The sequence below is a fragment of the Citrobacter sp. C1 genome (assembly GCF_014596895.2).
GTDB lineage: Bacteria > Pseudomonadota > Gammaproteobacteria > Enterobacterales > Enterobacteriaceae > Citrobacter > Citrobacter gillenii.
The window spans coordinates 4,864,297-4,884,627 of the sequence record NZ_CP115035.1 but is presented as its reverse complement, the minus strand read 5'-3'; the positions used below and the strand labels follow the sequence as shown (position 1 = coordinate 4,884,627).

General features: G+C 51.3%; 16 protein-coding genes and 1 pseudogene. 7 read left to right on the top strand and 10 right to left on the bottom strand.

Features of this window, described 5'->3' with window-relative positions:
- Window positions 1-105: 105 nt before the first annotated feature.
- The 3 genes and pseudogenes from IB214_RS23345 to hemN all read left to right on the top strand — a co-directional run bounded on the left by IB214_RS23345 (window position 106) and on the right by hemN (window position 2,518).
- A pseudogene (locus tag IB214_RS23345) lies at window positions 106-330 on the top strand (hypothetical protein).
- A gap of 110 nt (window positions 331-440) precedes the next feature.
- Window positions 441-956: a Der GTPase-activating protein YihI gene (yihI, locus tag IB214_RS23340; RefSeq protein ID WP_096758888.1), complete on the top strand. Its 516-nt coding sequence runs from the start codon at window positions 441-443 to the stop codon at window positions 954-956.
- Between the two features lie 188 nt (window positions 957-1,144).
- Entirely contained in the window at window positions 1,145-2,518 is a 1,374-nt protein-coding gene (gene hemN, locus IB214_RS23335) for an oxygen-independent coproporphyrinogen III oxidase (protein WP_117343632.1), read from the top strand.
- A gap of 87 nt (window positions 2,519-2,605) precedes the next feature.
- On the opposite strand, the gene IB214_RS23330 is transcribed toward hemN, so the two are convergent.
- From IB214_RS23330 to glnA, 4 genes are all read right to left on the bottom strand, one after another.
- Entirely contained in the window at window positions 2,606-2,716 is a 111-nt protein-coding gene (locus IB214_RS23330; protein WP_096758886.1) for a YshB family small membrane protein, read from the bottom strand.
- Window positions 2,717-2,827: 111 nt separating this feature from the next.
- Window positions 2,828-4,237, bottom strand: coding sequence for a nitrogen regulation protein NR(I) (glnG, locus tag IB214_RS23325; protein ID WP_115260010.1), 1,410 nt, complete (start codon window positions 4,235-4,237; stop codon window positions 2,828-2,830).
- A gap of 11 nt (window positions 4,238-4,248) precedes the next feature.
- Complete coding sequence (glnL, locus tag IB214_RS23320) at window positions 4,249-5,298, bottom strand: nitrogen regulation protein NR(II) (RefSeq protein WP_115259821.1); 1,050 nt, start codon at window positions 5,296-5,298, stop codon at window positions 4,249-4,251.
- Window positions 5,299-5,492: 194 nt separating this feature from the next.
- On the bottom strand, window positions 5,493-6,902 hold the full coding sequence (glnA, locus tag IB214_RS23315; RefSeq protein WP_096758883.1) for a glutamate--ammonia ligase: 1,410 nt from the start codon (window positions 6,900-6,902) through the stop codon (window positions 5,493-5,495).
- A 379-nt stretch (window positions 6,903-7,281) separates the two neighbouring features.
- Here glnA and typA point away from each other — a divergent pair, with 379 nt between their 5' ends.
- From typA to IB214_RS23295, 4 genes are all read left to right on the top strand, one after another.
- Window positions 7,282-9,105, top strand: a complete 1,824-nt coding sequence (gene typA / locus IB214_RS23310) for a ribosome-dependent GTPase TypA (RefSeq protein WP_115259820.1) — start codon at window positions 7,282-7,284, stop codon at window positions 9,103-9,105.
- Between the two features lie 238 nt (window positions 9,106-9,343).
- On the top strand, window positions 9,344-10,054 hold the full coding sequence (locus IB214_RS23305) for a GntR family transcriptional regulator (protein ID WP_096758881.1): 711 nt from the start codon (window positions 9,344-9,346) through the stop codon (window positions 10,052-10,054).
- 8 nt (window positions 10,055-10,062) lie between these two features.
- Window positions 10,063-11,046, top strand: a complete 984-nt coding sequence (locus IB214_RS23300) for a TIM barrel protein (protein WP_096758880.1) — start codon at window positions 10,063-10,065, stop codon at window positions 11,044-11,046.
- A 99-nt stretch (window positions 11,047-11,145) separates the two neighbouring features.
- Entirely contained in the window at window positions 11,146-12,411 is a 1,266-nt protein-coding gene (locus tag IB214_RS23295) for an MFS transporter (RefSeq protein ID WP_117343633.1), read from the top strand.
- 68 nt (window positions 12,412-12,479) lie between these two features.
- On the opposite strand, the gene ompL is transcribed toward IB214_RS23295, so the two are convergent.
- The 6 genes from ompL to yihS all read right to left on the bottom strand — a co-directional run bounded on the left by ompL (window position 12,480) and on the right by yihS (window position 20,322).
- Window positions 12,480-13,172 carry a porin OmpL gene (gene ompL / locus IB214_RS23290; RefSeq protein ID WP_117343634.1) on the bottom strand — a complete coding sequence of 231 codons (693 nt, stop codon included), beginning with the start codon at window positions 13,170-13,172 and terminating at the stop codon, window positions 12,480-12,482.
- Between the two features lie 66 nt (window positions 13,173-13,238).
- Window positions 13,239-14,660 carry an MFS transporter gene (locus IB214_RS23285; protein ID WP_117343635.1) on the bottom strand — a complete coding sequence of 474 codons (1,422 nt, stop codon included), beginning with the start codon at window positions 14,658-14,660 and terminating at the stop codon, window positions 13,239-13,241.
- 46 nt (window positions 14,661-14,706) lie between these two features.
- Window positions 14,707-16,089 carry an MFS transporter gene (locus IB214_RS23280; protein WP_117343636.1) on the bottom strand — a complete coding sequence of 461 codons (1,383 nt, stop codon included), beginning with the start codon at window positions 16,087-16,089 and terminating at the stop codon, window positions 14,707-14,709.
- A 45-nt stretch (window positions 16,090-16,134) separates the two neighbouring features.
- Window positions 16,135-18,171 (bottom strand): alpha-glucosidase, encoded by a 2,037-nt coding sequence (locus IB214_RS23275; RefSeq protein ID WP_117343637.1) that lies wholly within the window; start codon window positions 18,169-18,171, stop codon window positions 16,135-16,137.
- 48 nt (window positions 18,172-18,219) lie between these two features.
- The gene (locus IB214_RS23270) at window positions 18,220-19,077 is read right to left on the bottom strand and encodes an aldose-1-epimerase (protein WP_117343638.1); all 858 of its coding nucleotides are present in this window, start codon (window positions 19,075-19,077) and stop codon (window positions 18,220-18,222) included.
- A 3-nt stretch (window positions 19,078-19,080) separates the two neighbouring features.
- On the bottom strand, window positions 19,081-20,322 hold the full coding sequence (yihS, locus tag IB214_RS23265; protein ID WP_117343639.1) for a sulfoquinovose isomerase: 1,242 nt from the start codon (window positions 20,320-20,322) through the stop codon (window positions 19,081-19,083).
- Window positions 20,323-20,331 lie beyond the last annotated feature (9 nt).

Genomic DNA, 20,331 nt, shown 5'->3' with positions numbered 1-20,331 from the left:
GTATTTATGCGAGATGAGAGAGTGCATAACAATATAAATTAAATAAATCATATAATTACCATTAAGAAATATTCTGAAAAACTGAAACTGTTAAGTCGGTTACTTGTGCGTGTTACCCAAAAGAGTAAAGTAGCGTCCATAGCAAGGGAGCTAACAGGATAAACGACTCAGGATGAGGGTCAGGAGCGCCAGGAGGCGAAGACGCAGGATTGTCAGGAAGACAAACGTCCGGAGACGTTAGTAAAAGGAAATGGAAACAACACGGAATGTTTCTGGCTAAGGGAAAAACAGGGTGTGTTGATAGCCGACAGGGATTGTAGGGCCCGTTAAGGGTTGAGAGTCAGGAAAAAAGGCGACAGATTACTCTGTCGCCTTTTTTCTTTATTTCTGCTAGATTCCGGCGCAATTATATACTGAATAAAAACAGCCAAAGACGAATCATGATGAAAACAACTTCTACACCTCGCGGGAAAGGTCCTGCAAAGGCGCGTCGTAAGACACGCGAAGAAATTAACCTGGAAGCTCGCGACCGTAAGCGTCAGAAAAAACACCGTGGTCTTGCGGCGGGCAGCCGTGCGACTGGCAGCGACGGTGCATCAGGTGGCGGAAACCAAAACAAACACAAAGATCCTCGTATTGGCAGTAAAACTCCCATTGCATTGGGTGTGACTGAAAAAGTCACCAAACAGCACAAACCGAAGAGTGAGAAACCTATGCTTTCACCACAGGCTGAGTTGGATTTACTGGAAACGGATGAGCGCCTGGATGCGCTGCTGGAACGTCTTGAAGCGGGAGAGATCCTGAGTGCTGAAGATCAGTCCTGGGTGGATGCCAAGCTGGATCGCATCGATGAGCTGATGCAGAAACTGGGGCTCTCTTACGATGATGACGAAGAAATTGACGAAGAAGAAGAAAAGCAGGAAGACATGATGCGCCTGCTGAAGGGCGGTAACTAACGGTTTTGTACCGTGGGTCTTCCCGTCCTGCTTATAACCCTTCCGGTTATATGTTATCTGGTGTGGTTATTCGTTAAACTACAGCGATTGTCGCGGCGCCAAAAGTGGCTGCGCAACCGGCTTATCACTCGCAGTGGGGGTAAGCCGGTACGCCGTACCCGCCAGAAACGCCATCGGAAGGAGTGAGCATGTCTGAGCAGCTAATCGACTGGGACCTGGCCCTGATCCAGAAATATAACTATTCCGGGCCACGATACACCTCGTATCCGACCGCGCTGGAGTTTTCTGCAGACTACGGTGCTGAAGCATTTCTGCAAGCCGTAGCGCGTTACCCTGAACGTCCACTCTCTTTGTACGTCCATATCCCGTTCTGCCATAAATTGTGCTATTTCTGCGGCTGCAACAAAATTGTGACCCGCCAGCAGCATAAGGCCGATCAATATCTGGACGTTTTAGAACAAGAGATTATTCATCGCGCGCCGCTGTTTGCTGGCCGTCATGTTAGCCAGTTGCATTGGGGCGGCGGTACGCCAACCTATCTGAATAAAACGCAGATTAGCCGCTTAATGACGCTGCTGCGTGATAACTTCGATTTTAACGCGGATGCAGAAATCTCGATCGAAGTTGATCCGCGTGAAATCGAACTCGATGTGCTCGATCATTTACGTGCTGAAGGCTTTAACCGCCTGAGCATGGGGGTGCAGGACTTCAATAAAGAAGTTCAGCGCCTGGTAAACCGTGAGCAGGACGAGGAGTTTATCTTTGCACTGATTAATCGTGCGCGTGAGATTGGCTTTACCTCGACCAACATTGACCTCATCTATGGTCTGCCAAAACAGACGCCGGAAAGCTTTGCCTTTACCCTGAAGCGGGTGGCTGAGCTCAATCCCGACCGCCTGAGTGTCTTTAACTATGCGCACCTGCCAACGTTGTTTGCCGCGCAGCGTAAAATCAAAGATGCTGACCTGCCCAGCCCACAACAGAAGCTGGATATTTTGCAGGAGACCATCTCCTCGCTGACCGAAACAGGTTATCAGTTCATTGGGATGGATCACTTTGCCCGCCCGGATGACGAGCTGGCGATTGCCCAGCGCGAGGGTGTTCTGCACCGTAATTTCCAGGGTTATACCACCCAGGGCGATACCGACCTGCTGGGCATGGGCGTTTCCGCCATCAGTATGATTGGCGACAACTACGCGCAGAACCAAAAAGAGCTGAAGCACTATTATCAGCAGGTGGATGAGCAGGGAAATGCGCTGTGGCGCGGTATTGCACTGACCCAAGATGACTGTATTCGCCGGGATGTGATTAAACTACTGATCTGCAACTTCCGCTTCGACTACGCCGTCGTAGAACAGCAATGGGATCTGAACTTTGCTGACTATTTTGCTGAAGACCTGAAGCTGTTGGCTCCGCTGGCGAAAGATGGGCTGGTGGATGTGAATGAGAATGGGATTCAGGTGACGCCAAAAGGTCGTCTGCTGATCCGCAATATTTGCATGTGCTTTGATGCGTACCTGCGCCAGAAAGCACGGATGCAGCAGTTCTCGCGGGTCATCTAATGACGTTGCCCGGTGGCACTTCGCTTACCGGGTCTACGACATCTCAATATGTAGGTCGGGTAAGCGAAGCGCCACCCGACAAACCCGCTAGCTAAACAGCCCAACCAGCGCTGCACACAGCACCGCGGCAACCGCAGTTTGCGGCGTATGGCTTTCAACCGAGCCGCTCGACAGCAGATTAATAATTGATTCCAGCATGATGACTTCCCCCGTTTTCCGGGCACGATCATACTTAACTCATCGGAACAGTAAAGCGCAAAATAGCAGCGCTTTGCGCTCAATTATCAATCTTTACACAGCGAAAATCCCTTACTCCATGCCAAGCTCTTTTAACTTACGTGTCAGGGTATTACGCCCCCATCCGAGTAAGCGCGCCGCTTCCTGTTTATGGCCCTGAGTATGGCGCAGCGCGGTGGTTAACAGCGTGCGTTCCATTTCAGGCTGCGCTTCAGAGAGTAAGTTTTGATGACCGGAGCGTAGCGCCCGGTCAGCCCATTGTGCCAGCAGTGTTGCCCAGCTGTCAGGCTGCATATGTGAGGGCGCGTCTGGAACGCTTGCTTCAAATAGCTCAGCCGGCAGGTCCTGAATCAGCACTTCCTGCCCGGCGGCCATCACGGTTAACCAGCGGCAAGTGTTCTCTAGTTGACGAACGTTACCCGGCCAGGCCAGACGCGTCAGTGCGGCCTCGGTTTCAGGGTGTAACTGCTTGGCTTCCACACCCAGCTCGTGAGCGGCTTCCTGCAGGAAATGACGCGCCAGGCGAGGGATGTCTTCCCGTCGCTCGCGCAGCGGTGGTAAATGAACGCGAATGACGTTCAGTCGGTGGAACAAGTCCTCGCGGAACTTGCCTTCCTGTACCCGCAGTTCCAGATTCTGGTGCGTAGCCGCGATAATGCGCACGTCCACCTTCACCGGCGCATAGCCGCCGACGCGGTAAAACTGTCCGTCGGCCAATACACGCAGCAATCGCGTTTGCACGTCCAGCGGCATATCGCCAATCTCATCGAGAAACAGCGTGCCGCCATCCGCCTGCTCGAAGCGTCCCTGACGAATGGTATTGGCGCCGGTAAAGGCGCCTTTTTCGTGGCCAAACAGTTCAGATTCGATTAAATCCTTCGGAATTGCCGCCATGTTAAGGGCGATAAATGGCGATTTGGCACGCGGGCTGTGACGGTGGAGAGCATGAGCGACCAACTCTTTACCGGTCCCGGACTCACCGTTGATCAAGACGCTAATTGAAGAGCGGGAAAGCCGGCCAATTATGCGAAAGACATCCTGCATTGCTGGGGCTTCACCAATGATATCGGTGGTGGGGCCGTTGATCTGAACATTACGCGGCTGCTGCTGTTCCTGATAATGGCTTATGGCGCGTTCAACCAGCGCCACAGCTTCGTCAATATCAAACGGCTTGGGCAGGTAATCGAACGCCCCTTGCTGGTAGGCGCTGACGGCGGCGTCCAGATCGGAGTGCGCGGTCATGATGATGACCGGAAGCATCGGATGACGCTGTTTAATTTGTTTTAACAGCGTCAGGCCGTCCATCCCCGGCATGCGGATATCCGACAACAGCACGTCCGGCGTTTTACTGGCGAGCGCGTCCAGTACCTCTTTACCGCTTTCAAATGTGGTGCAGTTGAGTCCTGCCCCTGCGAGCGCACGTTCAAGCACCCAACGGATGGAACTATCGTCATCAACGACCCAGACTATTCCTCGTTGCATAAACGTCACCTCTATTTCCTGATAGGCAGGTAAACCGAGAACTCGGTATGACCCGGCCAACTGGTAAATTCAATTTTGCCGGAATGTTGATCAATCAAATTACGGGCGATAGATAATCCCAGCCCGGTTCCCCCCTCGCGACCGCTGACCATTGGGTAGAACAGCGTATCCTGTAAATGTGGAGGAATACCCGGACCGTTGTCCTCAACGTCAATACGCGCCGCCAGGCGGTAACGCATGCCGTGCAATGTGAGCTGAAACGCGGTGCGGGTACGCAGAATAATCTCGCCACCTTCCGGCCCCAGCGCTTGTAACGCATTACGCACGATATTCAGCAGAACCTGTTCTATCTGGTCAGGATCGTGCAGTATTTCTGGCAGACTCGGGTCGTAATCGCGGATCAACGTGACGTTCTCCGGGAGTTCCATCGACACCAGTGCCACAACGCGTTCTGCCACCTTGTGAATACTTTCCGTGATGTGCATACCGGGTTGCTGCGGCCCCAGCAGGCGGTCGACCAGGTTACGCAGGCGGTCTGCCTGCTCAATAATGACTTGGGTATATTCCTTGAGGGCTGGATCCGGTAGCGCTTTACTGAGCAGTTGTGCTGCACCGCGTAATCCACCCAACGGGTTTTTAATTTCATGCGCCAGACCACGTACCAGATCGCGGGCGGCTATTTGCTGGGCATGCTGGAGCTGCTCCTGACTCAGACGGCGCTGGTTATCCATGGGCGCCATCTCCAGCAGAATAAGGCCATCAGGCAGCCTCTGAGCGGTCACAGAGAGGATATGCGAGTGGCTATCTATCACCAGCGTCACTTCGTTGTCCGTAAAGCCCTGACCCGCTTCCAGGCTCTCTCGCATCAGCCCGATGTTTAATGAGAAATAACTCAGCAGTTCAGAAAGCGGCGTGCCAAACAGTTTGCGGGAACTTTGGGCAAGCAGCTGCTGTGCCGCGGGGTTGGCGTAATGCACCGCCAGCTCATCGTCGACAAGTAAAATGCTGTTAATTAACGAATTGAGGATCTGCCCAGCATCGGGCAGCGTGCCGGTTGCCATTCAGCAGTCTCCTGAAAAAGGTTGCACCAATTTAGTGCATTATAGCTTTCACGTAGAAAAAGCGCGAAGGATCAGTTCGTTGGCGGAGAAAAAAGCCCATCGTGTGATGGGCTGAAAGTTTCCACGGCAACTCAATTCCAGGTTATCGCGCCAGCGCGTGACGCGACCTTATCTGGAAAGTACAACTCAAACGATTAAACGCTGTAGTACAACTCAAACTCTACCGGGTGCGGGGTCATGCGCACGCGGTCATCTTCTTCGCGACGCAGCGTAATGTACGCATCGATCGCTTCATTGGTGAACACGCCGCCTGCAGTCAGGAACTCGCGGTCCAGATCCAGTTCGTTCAGTGCTTCTTCCAGAGAGCCAGCAACCTGTGGGATCTCTTTTGCTTCTTCCGGTGGCAGGTCGTACAGGTTTTTGTCCATTGCTTCGCCCGGGTGGATCTTGTTCTTGATACCATCAAGACCAGCCATCAGCAGTGCTGCAAAGCACAGGTACGGGTTAGCCGCCGGGTCCGGGAAGCGCACTTCAATACGGCGTGCTTTCGGAGAGGCAACGACTGGGATACGGATAGAGGCAGAACGGTTACGGGCAGAGTACGCCAGCATAACCGGTGCTTCGTAACCCGGGACCAGACGCTTGTAGGAGTTGGTGGTCGGGTTCGCCAGGGCGTTGATGGCTTTAGCGTGTTTGATAACGCCACCGATGTAGAACAGCGCCTGCTCAGACAGACCCGCATACTTGTCACCGGAGAACAGGTTTACACCGTTCTTGGACAGGGACATGTGGCAGTGCATACCGGAACCGTTATCGCCGAACATCGGTTTTGGCATAAAGGTCGCCGTTTTACCGAAGCGGTGCGCGACGTTGTGAACGACGTATTTGTAGATCTGAATTTCGTCCGCTTTTTTGGTCATAGTGTTAAAGCGGGTAGCGATTTCGTTCTGGCCCGCAGTCGCCACTTCGTGGTGATGCGCTTCAACGACAAGGCCCATCTCTTCCATGACCAGACACATGGTAGAACGGATGTCCTGGGAAGAATCGACCGGAGGAACAGGGAAGTAACCGCCTTTCACGCCAGGACGATGACCTTTGTTACCACCTTCATATTTGGTGGAGGAGTTCCATGCGCCTTCGATATCATCGATAGCGACGTGGGAACCGGAAATAGAGCTGCCGAAACGGATGTCGTCGAACAGGAAGAATTCTGGCTCTGGCCCGAACAGCACGGTGTCTGCGATGCCGGTAGCACGCAGATATTCTTCAGCGCGTTTTGCGATGGAGCGCGGGTCGCGGTCATAGCCCTGAAGCGTACCCGGTTCCAGGATATCGCAACGGATGATCAGAGTAGACTCTTCAAAGAACGGGTCAATGAGTGCAGTAGAAGCATCTGGCATCAGAACCATGTCTGATTCGTTAATGCCTTTCCAGCCACCGATTGAGGAGCCGTCAAACATTTTGCCTTCTTCAAAGAATTCGGCATTTACCTGATGAGCAGGAATCGTGACGTGCTGTTCTTTACCTTTAGTGTCAGTGAAGCGCAAATCAACAAACTTCACTTCGTGTTCGTTCAGCATCGTCAAAACGTGTTCAGCGGACATACTTACTCTCCCGGATTGGTCATTGTCGTCGTGGTAACGAGGTCTTCAATTCTGCAAAAATTGGCCGTGTCGCCGTAAAAAATATAAAGCGAAATCTGTGCCAACTTTTAAATTGCCCCCAAAAGGCGTTATCATGCGCATCATCGTGCAAAGGGGTTGCACCATGAAGGTTGTATTGCACCATTATAGTGCCTCTTTGTGAACATTAAGCACTATAATGGTGCAATTGACATGAGATTACCCCTTTTAACGCTCCGTGAATGTGATCACAAAGAAACTCTGCAATACTTGTTTGCGGAGGATGTTTGTGATCCTGTTTTGTACTGCGATTAATCCGTGTACAATAACGCGCTATTTCTAAAATGCCTGAGGCAAAGTTGTGATCGAAAATTTGCGTAACATCGCCATCATCGCGCACGTAGACCATGGTAAAACCACCCTGGTAGACAAGCTGCTCCAACAATCCGGTACATTCGACTCTCGTGCCGAAACCCAAGAGCGCGTGATGGACTCCAACGATTTGGAGAAAGAGCGTGGGATTACCATCCTCGCTAAAAACACCGCTATCAAGTGGAATGACTACCGTATCAACATCGTTGATACCCCGGGACACGCCGACTTCGGTGGTGAAGTTGAACGTGTAATGTCCATGGTAGACTCCGTGCTGCTGGTGGTTGATGCAATGGACGGTCCGATGCCGCAGACGCGCTTCGTGACCAAAAAAGCCTTTGCTCATGGCCTGAAGCCAATTGTTGTTATCAACAAAGTTGACCGTCCTGGCGCGCGTCCTGACTGGGTTGTTGACCAGGTATTCGACCTGTTCGTTAACCTCGACGCGACCGACGAACAGCTGGACTTCCCGATCGTTTACGCTTCAGCGCTGAACGGTATCGCAGGTCTGGATCACGAAGATATGGCGGAAGACATGACCCCGCTGTATCAGACCATCGTTGACCGTGTACCGGCTCCGAACGTTGACCTTGATGGCCCGCTGCAGATGCAAATCTCTCAGCTGGACTACAACAACTACGTGGGTGTTATCGGCATCGGTCGCATCAAGCGCGGTAAAGTTAAACCGAACCAGCAGATCACTATCATTGATAGCGAAGGCAAAACTCGCAACGGTAAAGTCGGTAAAGTTCTGACCCATCTGGGTCTTGAGCGTATCGAGAGCGACGTTGCAGAAGCGGGCGACATCATCGCGATCACTGGTCTGGGCGAACTGAACATCTCCGACACCATCTGCGATCCGCAGAATGTTGAAGCGCTGCCGGCGCTGTCTGTTGATGAGCCGACTGTGACCATGTTCTTCAACGTAAACACCTCTCCGTTCTGCGGTAAAGAAGGTAAGTACGTTACTTCTCGTCAGATCCTTGACCGCCTGAAAAAAGAACTGGTACACAACGTTGCACTGCGTGTTGAAGAGACTCCGGATGCAGACGCATTCCGCGTGTCTGGTCGTGGTGAACTGCACCTGTCCGTTCTGATTGAAAACATGCGTCGTGAAGGTTTCGAGATGGCGGTTTCCCGTCCGAAAGTTATCTTCCGCGAAATCGATGGCCGTAAACAAGAGCCATTCGAAAACGTAACGCTGGACGTCGAAGAGCAGCACCAGGGTTCTGTTATGCAGGCACTGGGCGAGCGTAAAGGCGACCTGAAAAACATGAATCCAGATGGTAAAGGCCGCGTACGTCTCGACTACGTGATCCCAAGCCGTGGTCTGATCGGCTTCCGTTCAGAATTCATGACCATGACCTCCGGTACCGGTCTGCTGTACTCCACCTTCAGCCATTACGACGATGTTCGTCCGGGCGAAGTGGGCCAGCGTCAGAACGGCGTGCTGATCTCTAATGGTCAGGGTAAAGCTGTTGCGTTTGCACTGTACAGCCTGCAGGACCGCGGTAAGCTGTTCCTGGGTCACGGCGCAGAAGTTTATGAAGGCCAGATCATCGGTATTCACAGTCGTTCTAACGACCTGACTGTAAACTGCCTGACCGGTAAGAAACTGACCAACATGCGTGCTTCCGGTACTGATGAAGCCACCACGCTGGTTCCAGCTCAGAAAATGACTCTGGAACAGGCTCTGGAATTCATCGATGACGACGAACTGGTAGAAGTAACACCAACGTCTATCCGTATTCGTAAACGTCACCTGACTGAAAACGATCGTAAACGTGCGATGCGTGGTCCGAAAGAAGACTAATTAACGCGCTTTAATGACAAGACCCTGCCTTAAGAGGTGGGGTTTTTTTTTGCCCGCAATCCCTGGTCCCCGGCGGGATTACGTTGATTCCCTGCCTCAAGAAATACTCTCCCCTCAAGATGTCTGGCTTAAGAGAGCTTGGTCACAAATTTTTCTAAAGCTCAACGCGGGTGTTTGCTTTCTTTTTCATCGTCAGCGTATGATTAAACCATCTGGTTTAAACCAAGCGAATTAAGCAATGACGAGTAATCAGTCGACCGTTGAGAATGCGAAAGAGAAGTTAGATCGTTGGTTAAAAGATGGGATCACCACTCCAGGCGGAAAACTGCCCTCGGAAAGGGAGTTGGGAGAGTTGCTGGGGATCAAGCGCATGACGTTACGTCAGGCGCTATTAAACCTGGAGTCTGAATCCAAAATCTTTCGTAAGGATCGCAAAGGGTGGTTCGTTACCCAGGCACGCTTTAACTACAGCCCGGAATTGTCAGCAAGCTTTCAGCGCGCCGCGCTTGAGCAGGGTAGAGAGCCTTCCTGGGGATTTATCGAGAAAAGCCGGGTTTCTCAGTACCCGGACGTTGCCGCGCCTCTGGTGTCAGCAACACCGTCTGATGAACTGTATCGGATAACGGGCTGGGGAGCGCTGGAAGGGCATAAAGTTTTCTATCATGAAACGTTTATCAACCCGAAGGTCGCTCCGGGATTTATTGAGCAGCTTGAAAGCCAGTCATTTTCTTCGGTATGGGAAAATGAATATAAAAAAGAAACGGTAATCAAAAAACTGGCTTTTAAACCTGTCAGAATGGCCGGCGACATTAGCAAGTTTATTGGCGGTTCGACTGGAATGCCCGCCATTCTTATTGAAAAACACCGGGCTGACAGCGATGGCAATATCGTACAAATAGATATTGAGTATTGGCGATTTGAAGCAGTTGATCTCTTCATTAACTTGTAGGTACGTTTATGGTCACTAAAGACAATGCACATAAAATTCTGGCGCGGGTAGATAATCTTCCTCTTTATCTTCACGCTTATGCTTATCATTTGAATATGCGCGTTGAACGCATATTACCGAATGATTTATTAGATATCGCCAGTGAAAATAATCTGCGTGGGGTGAAAATCCACGTCCTTGATGGTGAACGCTATTCTCTTGAAAATATGAATGATGAAGCACTGTCAGCATTTGGCGACAAAGCGCGTCAGCTACAGCTTGATCTGCATATCGAGACCAGTTCTTCTGATAAAAAAGCTATTGACCAGGCTGTCGCTATCGCATTAAAAACAGGCGCCTCTTCGGTGAGGTTTTACCCGCGCTACGAAGGTAATCTTCAAGAAGTGCTTGCAATCATTACGCAAGATATCAAATATTTGCGCGATTGCTATCAGGATAGCGGACTGACCTTTACCTTAGAGCAGCATGAGGATTTAAAGAGTCATGAATTGGTATCGTTAGTTCAGAACAGTGATATGGAGTCGCTCTCTTTACTGTTTGATTTTGCTAATATGATCAATGCCAATGAGCATCCGTTGACGGCGTTAGACACAATGTCTCCGCATATTACCCAGGTGCATATTAAAGATGCATTAATTGTAAATGAGAATGCGGGACTGGGCCATAAAGCCTGTACTTCGGGTCAAGGGGATATGCCGTTTAAAGATCTGCTGACCAAACTTATTTGCTTAGGTGATGAGAAGCCGCAGGTAACGGCTTACGGGCTGGAAGAAGAAGTGGATTATTACGCCCCGGCATTTCGTTTCGACAATGAAGGAGATAACCCCTGGATCCCATGGCGCCAGATGAGCGAAACACCGCTACCGGAGCCAGAACTTCTCGAAGAACGTTTGATTAAAGAAAAAAATGATGCCATCCAACAAATACAATTTGTGCGTAGCGTGCTACAACAAATTAAAAATGAGGCGCATCACATTCTAACTCATTATTAATATCTAACGCCTTTATTTAGAATTCATAGTCCATTCCTGATGAATGGGCGTATTTTTATATTTAAAACAAATGATTAAATAAATCATTTAGGGGATGCTATGCTCACAAAAAAGAAATGGGCGCTTTTTAGCCTGTTAACGCTGTGTGGCGGTACAATTTACAAATTACCCTCACTGAAAGATGCGTTCTATATTCCGATGCAAGAATACTTCCATTTGACTAACGGTCAGATTGGTAACGCGATGTCAGTGAACTCATTTGTAACTACCATAGGTTTTTTCTTATCTATTTATTTTGCAGACAAACTTCCACGTAAATACACTATGTCTCTTTCCCTTATTGCTACGGGGCTGCTGGGGGTTTATTTGACCACCATGCCTGGCTATTGGGGGATCCTCTTTGTCTGGGCGTTATTTGGTGTTACCTGCGACATGATGAACTGGCCGGTGTTATTAAAATCCGTTAGCCGACTCGGCAACAGCGAACAACAAGGGCGTCTGTTCGGCTTTTTTGAAACGGGCCGCGGTATTGTGGATACGGTTGTCGCATTTTCTGCACTGGCCGTCTTTGCCTGGTTTGGCAGTGGTCTGTTGGGGTTCAAGGCCGGTATCTGGTTCTACTCTGCAATTGTCATTATGGTCGGGATCATCATCTTCTTTGTTCTGAACGATAAAGAGGAAATCCCCGCCGCAAAAATCCATGATGATGAAGATGCGCCGAAAAATCCAAGCATGTCGTCAGTTCTGAAAGATAAGACTATTTGGTTAATCGCGTTTAACGTCTTCTTTGTTTATGCCGTGTATTGTGGATTGACGTTCTTTATCCCATTCCTGAAAAACATTTATATGCTGCCCGTCGCGCTGGTGGGGGCTTATGGGATTATTAACCAATATTGCCTGAAAATGGTTGGTGGCCCGATTGGTGGACTGATCTCAGATAAAATCCTGAAATCACCGAGTAAATATTTATGCTACACATTTATGCTCAGCACAGTGGCACTGTTGCTGCTGATCGTTCTGCCGCATGAAAGTATGCCCGTTTATTTAGGTATGGTGTGTACGCTGGGCTTCGGCGCTATCGTATTTACTCAGCGCGCTGTATTCTTTGCCCCGATTGGTGAGGCCAAAATCGCAGAGAATCAAACGGGTGCGGCAATGGCGCTGGGCAGCTTTATCGGTTATGCCCCGGCGATGTTCTGCTTCAGTATGTACGGATATATTCTGGATTTGAACCCAGGGCTCATCGGCTACAAAATTGTGTTTGGTATTATGGCCTGCTTCGCTTTCTGTGGGGCGATTGCATCTGTTCTGCTGGTTAAGCGAATCAGTGAAAGAAAGAAAATGCTGCAAGCGGAACAGGCGTGATGCGCGTTTACGTCAGGTAGTATGAAAAAGCCGCTGACTGTCAGCGGCTTTTTTATCAATAGAGGGAGCTAGAAGAAATACTTTGCCCCGACACGAATCTGATTTTGTTCCCTGTGGTAGGGTTCCACATTACGATCTAACCAGCGTAATTCAAGATAGGGCAGCCAGTGCTCGTTGATGCGATATTTAAAGGTATTGGTAATTTCCCAATGATAGTCTTTACCATTACTACTATTAAAATCATTTACTCGCATAAAGTAGTGTGGTTCAAACGTATAAGAAAACTTATCCGTAATGCTGAAGTTCCAATAGTTGCCAATCTCATAGGTATCGTTGTTATCCAGATCGCCGTTTAAATCGGTTGAGCTGTAGTTGTTATGATTATATCGATTACGTACCGTAAGGTTAAACCAGGGCGTAAACTTATAATTCACGTCCAGATATACTGCGCCGCCAGAACCAATACTCTTATCGTTAATCAGTCCACCGGGTTGAATAGTCAGTTTATCTGTCGGCTTGAATAATGGATACCAGCCTTCTATTTCGTTATAGCCATGTTTTAACTCATCTTTGCGTTGCATGGTGTAGGTATTCGTGAGCATGATACCCGCACCCATATCGGAATTATAGCCAACGCGCAGCATGACTTCCATCTGATCGGATGCCAGATTATATGCCTCGCGGTTTTCCACATAGGCACCGGCAAAAACAGAGGTGGAGACGACAGAGGATAAAAGAATTATTGTATTCAACTTTTTCATAATAAATCCATTTTATAAGCGTAGGGAAGCCGCCATCCATAGAGATGGAGAAAGCGGCAATTATTTTTATACGTTTACAACAGAGGTATTCTTTTTATGACTCTCAGTATCAGGTTTGAAATTGCTTTTCTTCCGTTGACTGATTTCCTCGATAATAAAAGCAAAGCGAGTTTCATTGAGTTTATAAAATAAACCCATGGTGAAGGCTGCGATGATGGCAAGCCCGCATGGCCAGAGAAAAATAAGCTGGCGCAAACCGAGCAAGGTGGCCTCGCTCTGGACTATGTTGGGGACATAGCCGATTTGCGTCAGCATAATACCCGGCAAGAAACCCGCCAGCGCAGCAGAAATTTTTCGTGAAAAGGTATAACCGGTATAGACCGACCCCTCGGCACGAATCCCGGTTTTCCATTCACCGTAGTCAACGGTATCTGGGACCAGCGCCCAGTTCAGGCTGTTAACAAAAGCGGTACCGAAGAAGGCCATGCATGAGAAAGTCACAAACAAGAACGACGTCCCGCCCCAGAAAAAGTTCAGCACATCGCCGAGGGCCCACAATGCCAGGCCGCCGAGATAAACCTGTTTTTTACCGAAGCGTTTCACGGTTGTAGGCACCAGCAGTACGCCAATCAGAATGCATCCCATACTGAAAAAACCCATCCATGACAACAGATGGATATCGTTGAGCACGTACTGGGTGTAATAAACTTGAATCGCCAGCTTGATGTTGAATGCCGCCAGCGTACACAAGTTGGCGATACACAACACCAGTAGGGGAGGGTTACGGAAAATCGCGCGGAACGATTTGAGAATACTGGGCTTATGATGGTCCGGCATGATTTCGATATAGCGCTCTTTCACCCCGCTAAAGCACCACCACATACTGAACAAACCGCAAACCGAGAAGATCAGCGCAGCAATCAGATAGCCAAGCGAAGGTGTGCTGGTAAACAGCGCCTGAATCGGCATAAAGCCCACGGTACACAGCAGCAGTCCGACCGTGGCGCCACCCTGACGCCAGGCTGCAAGCTGGGCGCGCTCATGCGGGTTTTTGGTGATGGCGGGAACCATCGCCCCGTAAGAGCAGTTCATCAGGCTATAGAACAGGCCAAACAGCATAAACAGCACCGTTGCCAGTCCCGTTTTTACCGTTAGCGTAAAATCGGTGGCTAAAAACTGCGCGCTGGCAACCAGGGCGACAGGAAACGACGCATATAAAATAAAGGGTCTGAATTTCCCTTTTACGCCAATATTACGCCGTGAGTCCAGTAATACGCCGGTCAGCATATCGGTGAAGGCGGTGAAGAACTTCGCCACCAGAAAGATTATCCCACCGTAATATGCAGGCATCCCAAGCTCATCGGTATAAAATTTAAGCAGATACAGCGTGCCGATACACAGCATCAAATTTGAGCCGAAGTCACCCACTCCGTAGGCGAGTTTTTCACGCAGGCTCAGTTTTAACGTTAGCGGATCATGGTCAGACATAATCGCTCCTTAATAACGCCCCGTAGGGCGCTATTCATTATTATTATCAAACGGGTTGTTTACGCGCTTCTATCTCTTCAACGATACGGACATACATCTTCTCGTTAAGGTTGTAGAAGCAGCCCATTGCCACGATGGTGATGACTGCCAGGGCGCACGGATAAATAAAAATCAGCTGGCGTAAACCTTCGACGGTACCCGCCGATTGCACCACGTTAGGCACGTAGCCAATCTGCGTCAGCATCCAACCGGGGAAGAACCCCGCCAGCGCCTGCGAGACTTTACGGAAGAAGGTGAATCCGGTGTATACCGTCCCTTCAGAGCGCACGCCGGTGCGCCATTCGCCATATTCCACCGTGTCAGAGACCAGCGCCCAGTTCAGGCTGTTAACAAACGCCGAACCAAAGAAGGCCAGACAGGAGAAGGCGACAAAGCTCACCGACCCGCCGCCAAAGAAGTAGTTGAGCAGATCGCCCGCCACCCAAATCAGCAGACCGCCGATATAGACCTTCTTCTTACCAAAGCGTCTGACCATTCCCGGCATTAAAAATACGCCGATGAAGATACAACCCATACTGAAGAAGCCCATCCAGGAGAGCAGGATCGGGTCGTTCAATACGTACTGGGTGTAATAGACCTGGATCGCCAGCTTGACGTTAAACGCGCCGAGCGTGCACAGGTTGGCAATGCACAGAATAAACAGCGGGCGGTTGCCGGCGATGGCGCGAAAGGATTGCAGTAATCCCGGCTTTTGCGTTGCATCTACCGGCTTTACTTCGACGTAGCGCTCTTTCACACCCGCATAGCACAGCCACATAAACAGCAGGCCGAACAGGGAGAATAGCGTGGCGGCGAAGATATAACCCAGCTGCGAGTTACCTTCGATCAGGTTCATCACCGGCACAAAGCCGACGGTGCACAGCAGCAGGCCGAGCGTGGCACCGCCCTGGCGCCAGGCGGCAAGGGAAGCTCGTTCATCCGGGTTTTTCGTTATTGCGGGCACCATCGCGCCGTAAGAGCAGTTCATCATACTGAAGAACAGTCCGTACAGCATAAACAGCACCGTTGCCATCACCGTTTTTCCGGTGATTTCAAATGGCGTACCGACGAAGTTGGCGATAGCCAGGAGCGTAACCGGGAAAGCTGCGTAAAGCACGAACGGACGGAATTTGCCCTTCGGACCGATTTTACGTCGCGAATCGAGCATAATCCCGGTACCCATATCGGTAAACGCGGTAAAAAACTTGGCAATAAGGAAAATGATACCGCCGTAAGTACCTGGCAAACCAAGGACATCGGTATAAAACTTGAGTAAATAGAGCGTGCCAATGTCCAGTAGGATATTGGAACCTAAATCACCCATCCCATAGGCGAGTTTTTCTTTAAAAGGTAAGCGTAGGGTTGCCGGATTGGCTGTATTCTGACTCATGATTATCCCTCATTTGCCCGCGTGTTTCCGCGCGGGCGAGCCTGATTAGATACTGCGTAAAGTTGCAAACAGTGATGCCCACTCACTCTTCGCGCGATAGAAGACCGGAGGTTTGCCAATAGGCGCATCAACGGTAATTTCGCCACCTTGGTAAGTTTCCCCGGTCCAGACGTTGACCCAGCAGTCCTCTGGCAGATACAGCGTCCAGTCGCGCTTACCCTGTTCGTGAACCGGCGCAACCAGCAGATCCTGACCCAGTAGGTACTGGTATTTCAGGGTGTAGGTGGTGGCATCGTCTTCATAATGCAGGAACAGCGGGCGCATCACCGGCAGTCCGGTGGCGCTGTTTTGCGCGACGGCCTGCTTCAGATACGGTTTCAGGGTGGTGAACACGGTAGTCATGCGGGCAAAATGGGCGATGGTTTCTGCATCACCATCAAACTGCCAGTTATCGCCCGGACGGTTGCCTTCGTGGGTGCGCATCATTGGTGTGAAGGCGCTGAAGTCGCACCAGCGCAGCAGCAGCTCTTTCGTGCGCTTCATCTCAAACAGGGTGGTATAACCGCCGATATCGCTGTGGTGCAGGCCGTGACCGGTCATTGCCAGCGAAAGTGCGGCAGGCACGACCGAGGCCAGACCATCGTCGAGACTCCAGTCAACGTTTTGGTCGCCTGCCCACATCATGGTGGAGTACTTCTGGCTGCCGGTGTAACCCGCACGCATAAAGAACAGGATCTCGCCGAGCTTGCCGGTTTCCTGTAACGCTTCGTAGTTACACTTCGCCCACAGTGCAGGCCAGGCGTTATGCATGATCTCGGCGCTGACGCCGTTGTGTAGATACGTATCGGTCGGCAGATATTCGCCAAAATCCGCCATCCAGCCGCCACAGCCGAGCTCAATCATGTTCTTTTTGATGACGTCTTTGAACCAGTCGTAGGCTTCCGGGTTGGTCAGATCGACCACGCCGCCGTAGAACTCGCCGAACTCAACCAGATAGTCACCGCCAGCGGCGTTTTTTGCCAGATAGCCGCGAGCCGCCGCTTCCGCGCAGAGGTCTTTATCGCTGGCAACGTACGGATTGATATACGAGAGGAACTGTACGCCTTCTTCTTTCCACTGTTTAATGCGGCTATCCAGCTGTGGATAGTTGTCGCTGTTCCACTTCCAGTTCCACATCACGCGTTTGCCAAACGAGGTCATACGGATCCCGGACCAGTCCTGCGCCCAGATGCCATTCACCTTCACGCCCGCATTACGCATGGTGTCCAGTTTGTTCTGGCAAACCTCGGTGCCGCCCTGAATACCCAGCGTGACGCCGTCGTAAATCCAGTCCGGCAGCGCCGGCTGGCGGCCTAACAGCGCGGTCAGTTTTTCCAGCAGGGCGATATACGTGTCGGCGCACTCAAAGCGCAGGGTGGTTTTGTCTTCCCACAGCGCCAGCTCGTGATATTCCGGCGCACTAAAGTCGAAATTCATGTAGCAGCTGTTATCAACGTGGCAGTAGTACTTTTGCGTGCTGACGAAGGTCGGCTGTGGGAAGAAAGTCCAGTAATAGTCGCCGCCGGCGTTCTCTTTGCAGTCTGCCTGCCAGGTCACATAGCTGCTCTTGTTGCGGCCCACGCCTTGTTCACTGGTCCACAGCGGGAACGGTTTACCGCGTAAATCAAAGTAAGAAAATTGCTCGCCGCAGCCGTAGATATGATCTTTCGGATTGGCGGCCAGACGTAACCAGATGCGATTGTGGCTGAGATCGTCGTTTTGCAGATCCAGCTTCAGTCGGCCCTGTTCATCGGTGGAGATGTGCAGGCTGGCCGCGATGGCGCCGCCGCGGCTGAAATGTACCCGCCAGCCATCAAGTGATTCGTTGACCGTCGCCTCCGTGAGGGCAATCTTCTCATTGAGTTTGTCTTTAATGCTGAAGTTGCCGCGGAACATCTCAATGTCGGCAACGCCTGCGCCGATCCACAGACAAGGGGTTTGCGAGGTATGGCGCAGAATCAGGCGCTGATGGTACGTAAGCGCAAAGCCATCCTGTAACGTGGTGATTTCTAATGCGGTTGACCGTTGTTGTAGCGAATTCATTATCGTCTCCGTAAACATAGGGTAATTCGGTAATTTGTCGGAAATCTGTTATTCACTGCCGATTAAAAAATTCAGTTGGTGTTTTTCTCCGGGCGCGAGATGAATCAGGCTAATCCCAGAATTAAAGGCGTCGGGCGGGCAGGTCATGGGTTCTACTGCCAGGCCACACCTTGCTAATTTCTCGCCGGTATACACCTGCAGCCAGGGCTGGTGGCTGCGTAAAAAGGTGGACATATTTTGCGAGCGGCTGGTCATTCTGACTTCCCATCCCGCGTCGGGTGACAGGGGCCTAAACGTATGATCAATTACGGTTTGCGCGAGTAAATGCGGCGTAGTGAAATCCCGTTCATCACACCTTTCTTCGCTCGCCGGCAGTGTTAATTCACAGCTGTCGATGTGTTGTAGATTGCAGGTCAAATAGGGGTGCGCTCCTGCACCATAAGGCGCCGTGTCCTCGCCCACATTCTGCGTACAAATAGAAACGTGCAGCCCGTTGGTAGTATCCAGCCGGTAAATTACCTCTGATACCAGTGCAAATGGGTAGCCATATGAGGGCGGCAGAAAAATTGTCAGCGACACTTCCGATGCCGACTGCTGGTTAATCTGCCAATCCCGCCAGGCTAAAAGGCCATGAATCGCGCTCTGCGAAGCAAGGTCGTTGACGGCAAGCTGCAATCTCTTGCCGTTATGCTGATAGCAGCCGTTTGCCACGCGATTAGGCCACGGGATAAGCACTTTCCCCAGATGTGCCAACGGCATCTCTTCCGGCTTATGTGGGACGACAATATGGCGCCCGTGGTACGTCAGTTCCGCCAGCCCAGCGCCAACCGTCACGATTTTTGCCTGGTAATGACCCGCCCGAAGATGAACGGTTTTTCCGCCGCTATGCATGGCTGCTATCCTTATGACCTATTTTGCGTTGATATCCAGAAGACCGGCAGCAACCGCTGGAGCAAGTCCCGGAGCCAGTGGCAGGCGTGGGATCACCAGACAATGCAGCAGGTGATAAATATCCTGCTTGCCGTCCCAGACTTTGGTGGTCACCTTGTTATCGGTGTCCAGTTCCTGCCACCATGAGCCGGTCTCGTAATCCATCAGATAGGTGATGCAGTAATCCCACCACGTCTGGTACCAGGTTTCGTACTGGCTCTCGCCAGTGAGGGTATACAGGGCGTAGGCGGTACCCATGGCTTCGACTATCGGCCAGCGCACTCTTTCGCGGACGATCGGTTTGCCGTCCCAGTCCACTGAGTAAACAAAGCCGTCAGCGCCATCGGGAGCCCAGGCATCGCGGATGGTGGCGTGGAACAGACCTTTAGCATCTTCCAGCAGCCAGGCGGGTGGCGTTTCGAAGCGCGCTTCCAGCGCGGCATGCAGATGCAGCATCAGGCGGCCCCACTCAATCCAGTGGCCCGGTGTACCGCCGTAGGCGCGAAAGCGGTGAGCAGGGTTGTCTTTGTTGTAATCGCGAATCGGGTTCCACTGCGAATCGAAATGTTCGTTGACCCGATACTCGCCGCTGCGGGCCACGTCGTGAATAATCACCGACGCGATGCGCAGCGCCCGATCCAGCCATTTACGGTCGTGGGTGACGTCGTAAACGATCAGGAAGGCTTCAACTGCGTGCATGTTGGCGTTGCCGCCGCGATAATCTTCCGTCTGGCTGAAGGCTTCGTCCCAGGACTCCAGGCACATCTGCTCATCTTCACTCCAGAAGTATTTTTCAATCACTTCGATGGCGTCATCGAGCAGCTGTCTGGCCTGCGGATGACCGGTAGTGACGGCGCTTGCCGCGCCAAGCAACACAAAGAAATGCTGATAGCCCTGCTTGGAGGCATCCATCACGCCTTCGTCATTGACGCAGGCGTACCAGCCACCGTAGCGTTTGTCGCGCAGTGCGCCGTTCAGGGCGTTAATCCCGTGACTGACCAACTGATATGCGCTGGGGCGACCCATGGACGCGGCAACGGAATAGACGTGCAGCATGCGGGCGGTGATCCACAAATGCGTTCCCATATCTGCTCTGACCTGGCCACTGTTTCCCAGCCAGCCAAATCCGGTCGGTACCGCCGCGTTCTTGCCAAAGTTAAAGATGCGGTCGGTTTCCTGCTCCAGCCAGCGGTTGTGGCTCAAGGTGTTAAACCATTTCATTCTTCGATC

What these genes read in the sequence shown, in the direction of transcription:
- IB214_RS23275 (WP_117343637.1), bottom strand. Translation starts at nt 18,171, where the DNA reads ATGAATTCGCTACAACAACGGTCAACCGCATTAGAAATCACCACGTTA.
- yihI (WP_096758888.1), top strand. Translation starts at nt 441, where the DNA reads ATGATGAAAACAACTTCTACACCTCGCGGGAAAGGTCCTGCAAAGGCG.
- glnL (WP_115259821.1), bottom strand. Translation starts at nt 5,298, where the DNA reads ATGGCAACCGGCACGCTGCCCGATGCTGGGCAGATCCTCAATTCGTTA.
- glnA (WP_096758883.1), bottom strand. Translation starts at nt 6,902, where the DNA reads ATGTCCGCTGAACACGTTTTGACGATGCTGAACGAACACGAAGTGAAG.
- glnG (WP_115260010.1), bottom strand. Translation starts at nt 4,237, where the DNA reads ATGCAACGAGGAATAGTCTGGGTCGTTGATGACGATAGTTCCATCCGT.
- IB214_RS23280 (WP_117343636.1), bottom strand. Translation starts at nt 16,089, where the DNA reads ATGAGTCAGAATACAGCCAATCCGGCAACCCTACGCTTACCTTTTAAA.
- hemN (WP_117343632.1), top strand. Translation starts at nt 1,145, where the DNA reads ATGTCTGAGCAGCTAATCGACTGGGACCTGGCCCTGATCCAGAAATAT.
- IB214_RS23295 (WP_117343633.1), top strand. Translation starts at nt 11,146, where the DNA reads ATGCTCACAAAAAAGAAATGGGCGCTTTTTAGCCTGTTAACGCTGTGT.
- IB214_RS23330 (WP_096758886.1), bottom strand. Translation starts at nt 2,716, where the DNA reads ATGCTGGAATCAATTATTAATCTGCTGTCGAGCGGCTCGGTTGAAAGC.
- IB214_RS23300 (WP_096758880.1), top strand. Translation starts at nt 10,063, where the DNA reads ATGGTCACTAAAGACAATGCACATAAAATTCTGGCGCGGGTAGATAAT.
- IB214_RS23305 (WP_096758881.1), top strand. Translation starts at nt 9,344, where the DNA reads ATGACGAGTAATCAGTCGACCGTTGAGAATGCGAAAGAGAAGTTAGAT.
- yihS (WP_117343639.1), bottom strand. Translation starts at nt 20,322, where the DNA reads ATGAAATGGTTTAACACCTTGAGCCACAACCGCTGGCTGGAGCAGGAA.
- IB214_RS23285 (WP_117343635.1), bottom strand. Translation starts at nt 14,660, where the DNA reads ATGTCTGACCATGATCCGCTAACGTTAAAACTGAGCCTGCGTGAAAAA.
- ompL (WP_117343634.1), bottom strand. Translation starts at nt 13,172, where the DNA reads ATGAAAAAGTTGAATACAATAATTCTTTTATCCTCTGTCGTCTCCACC.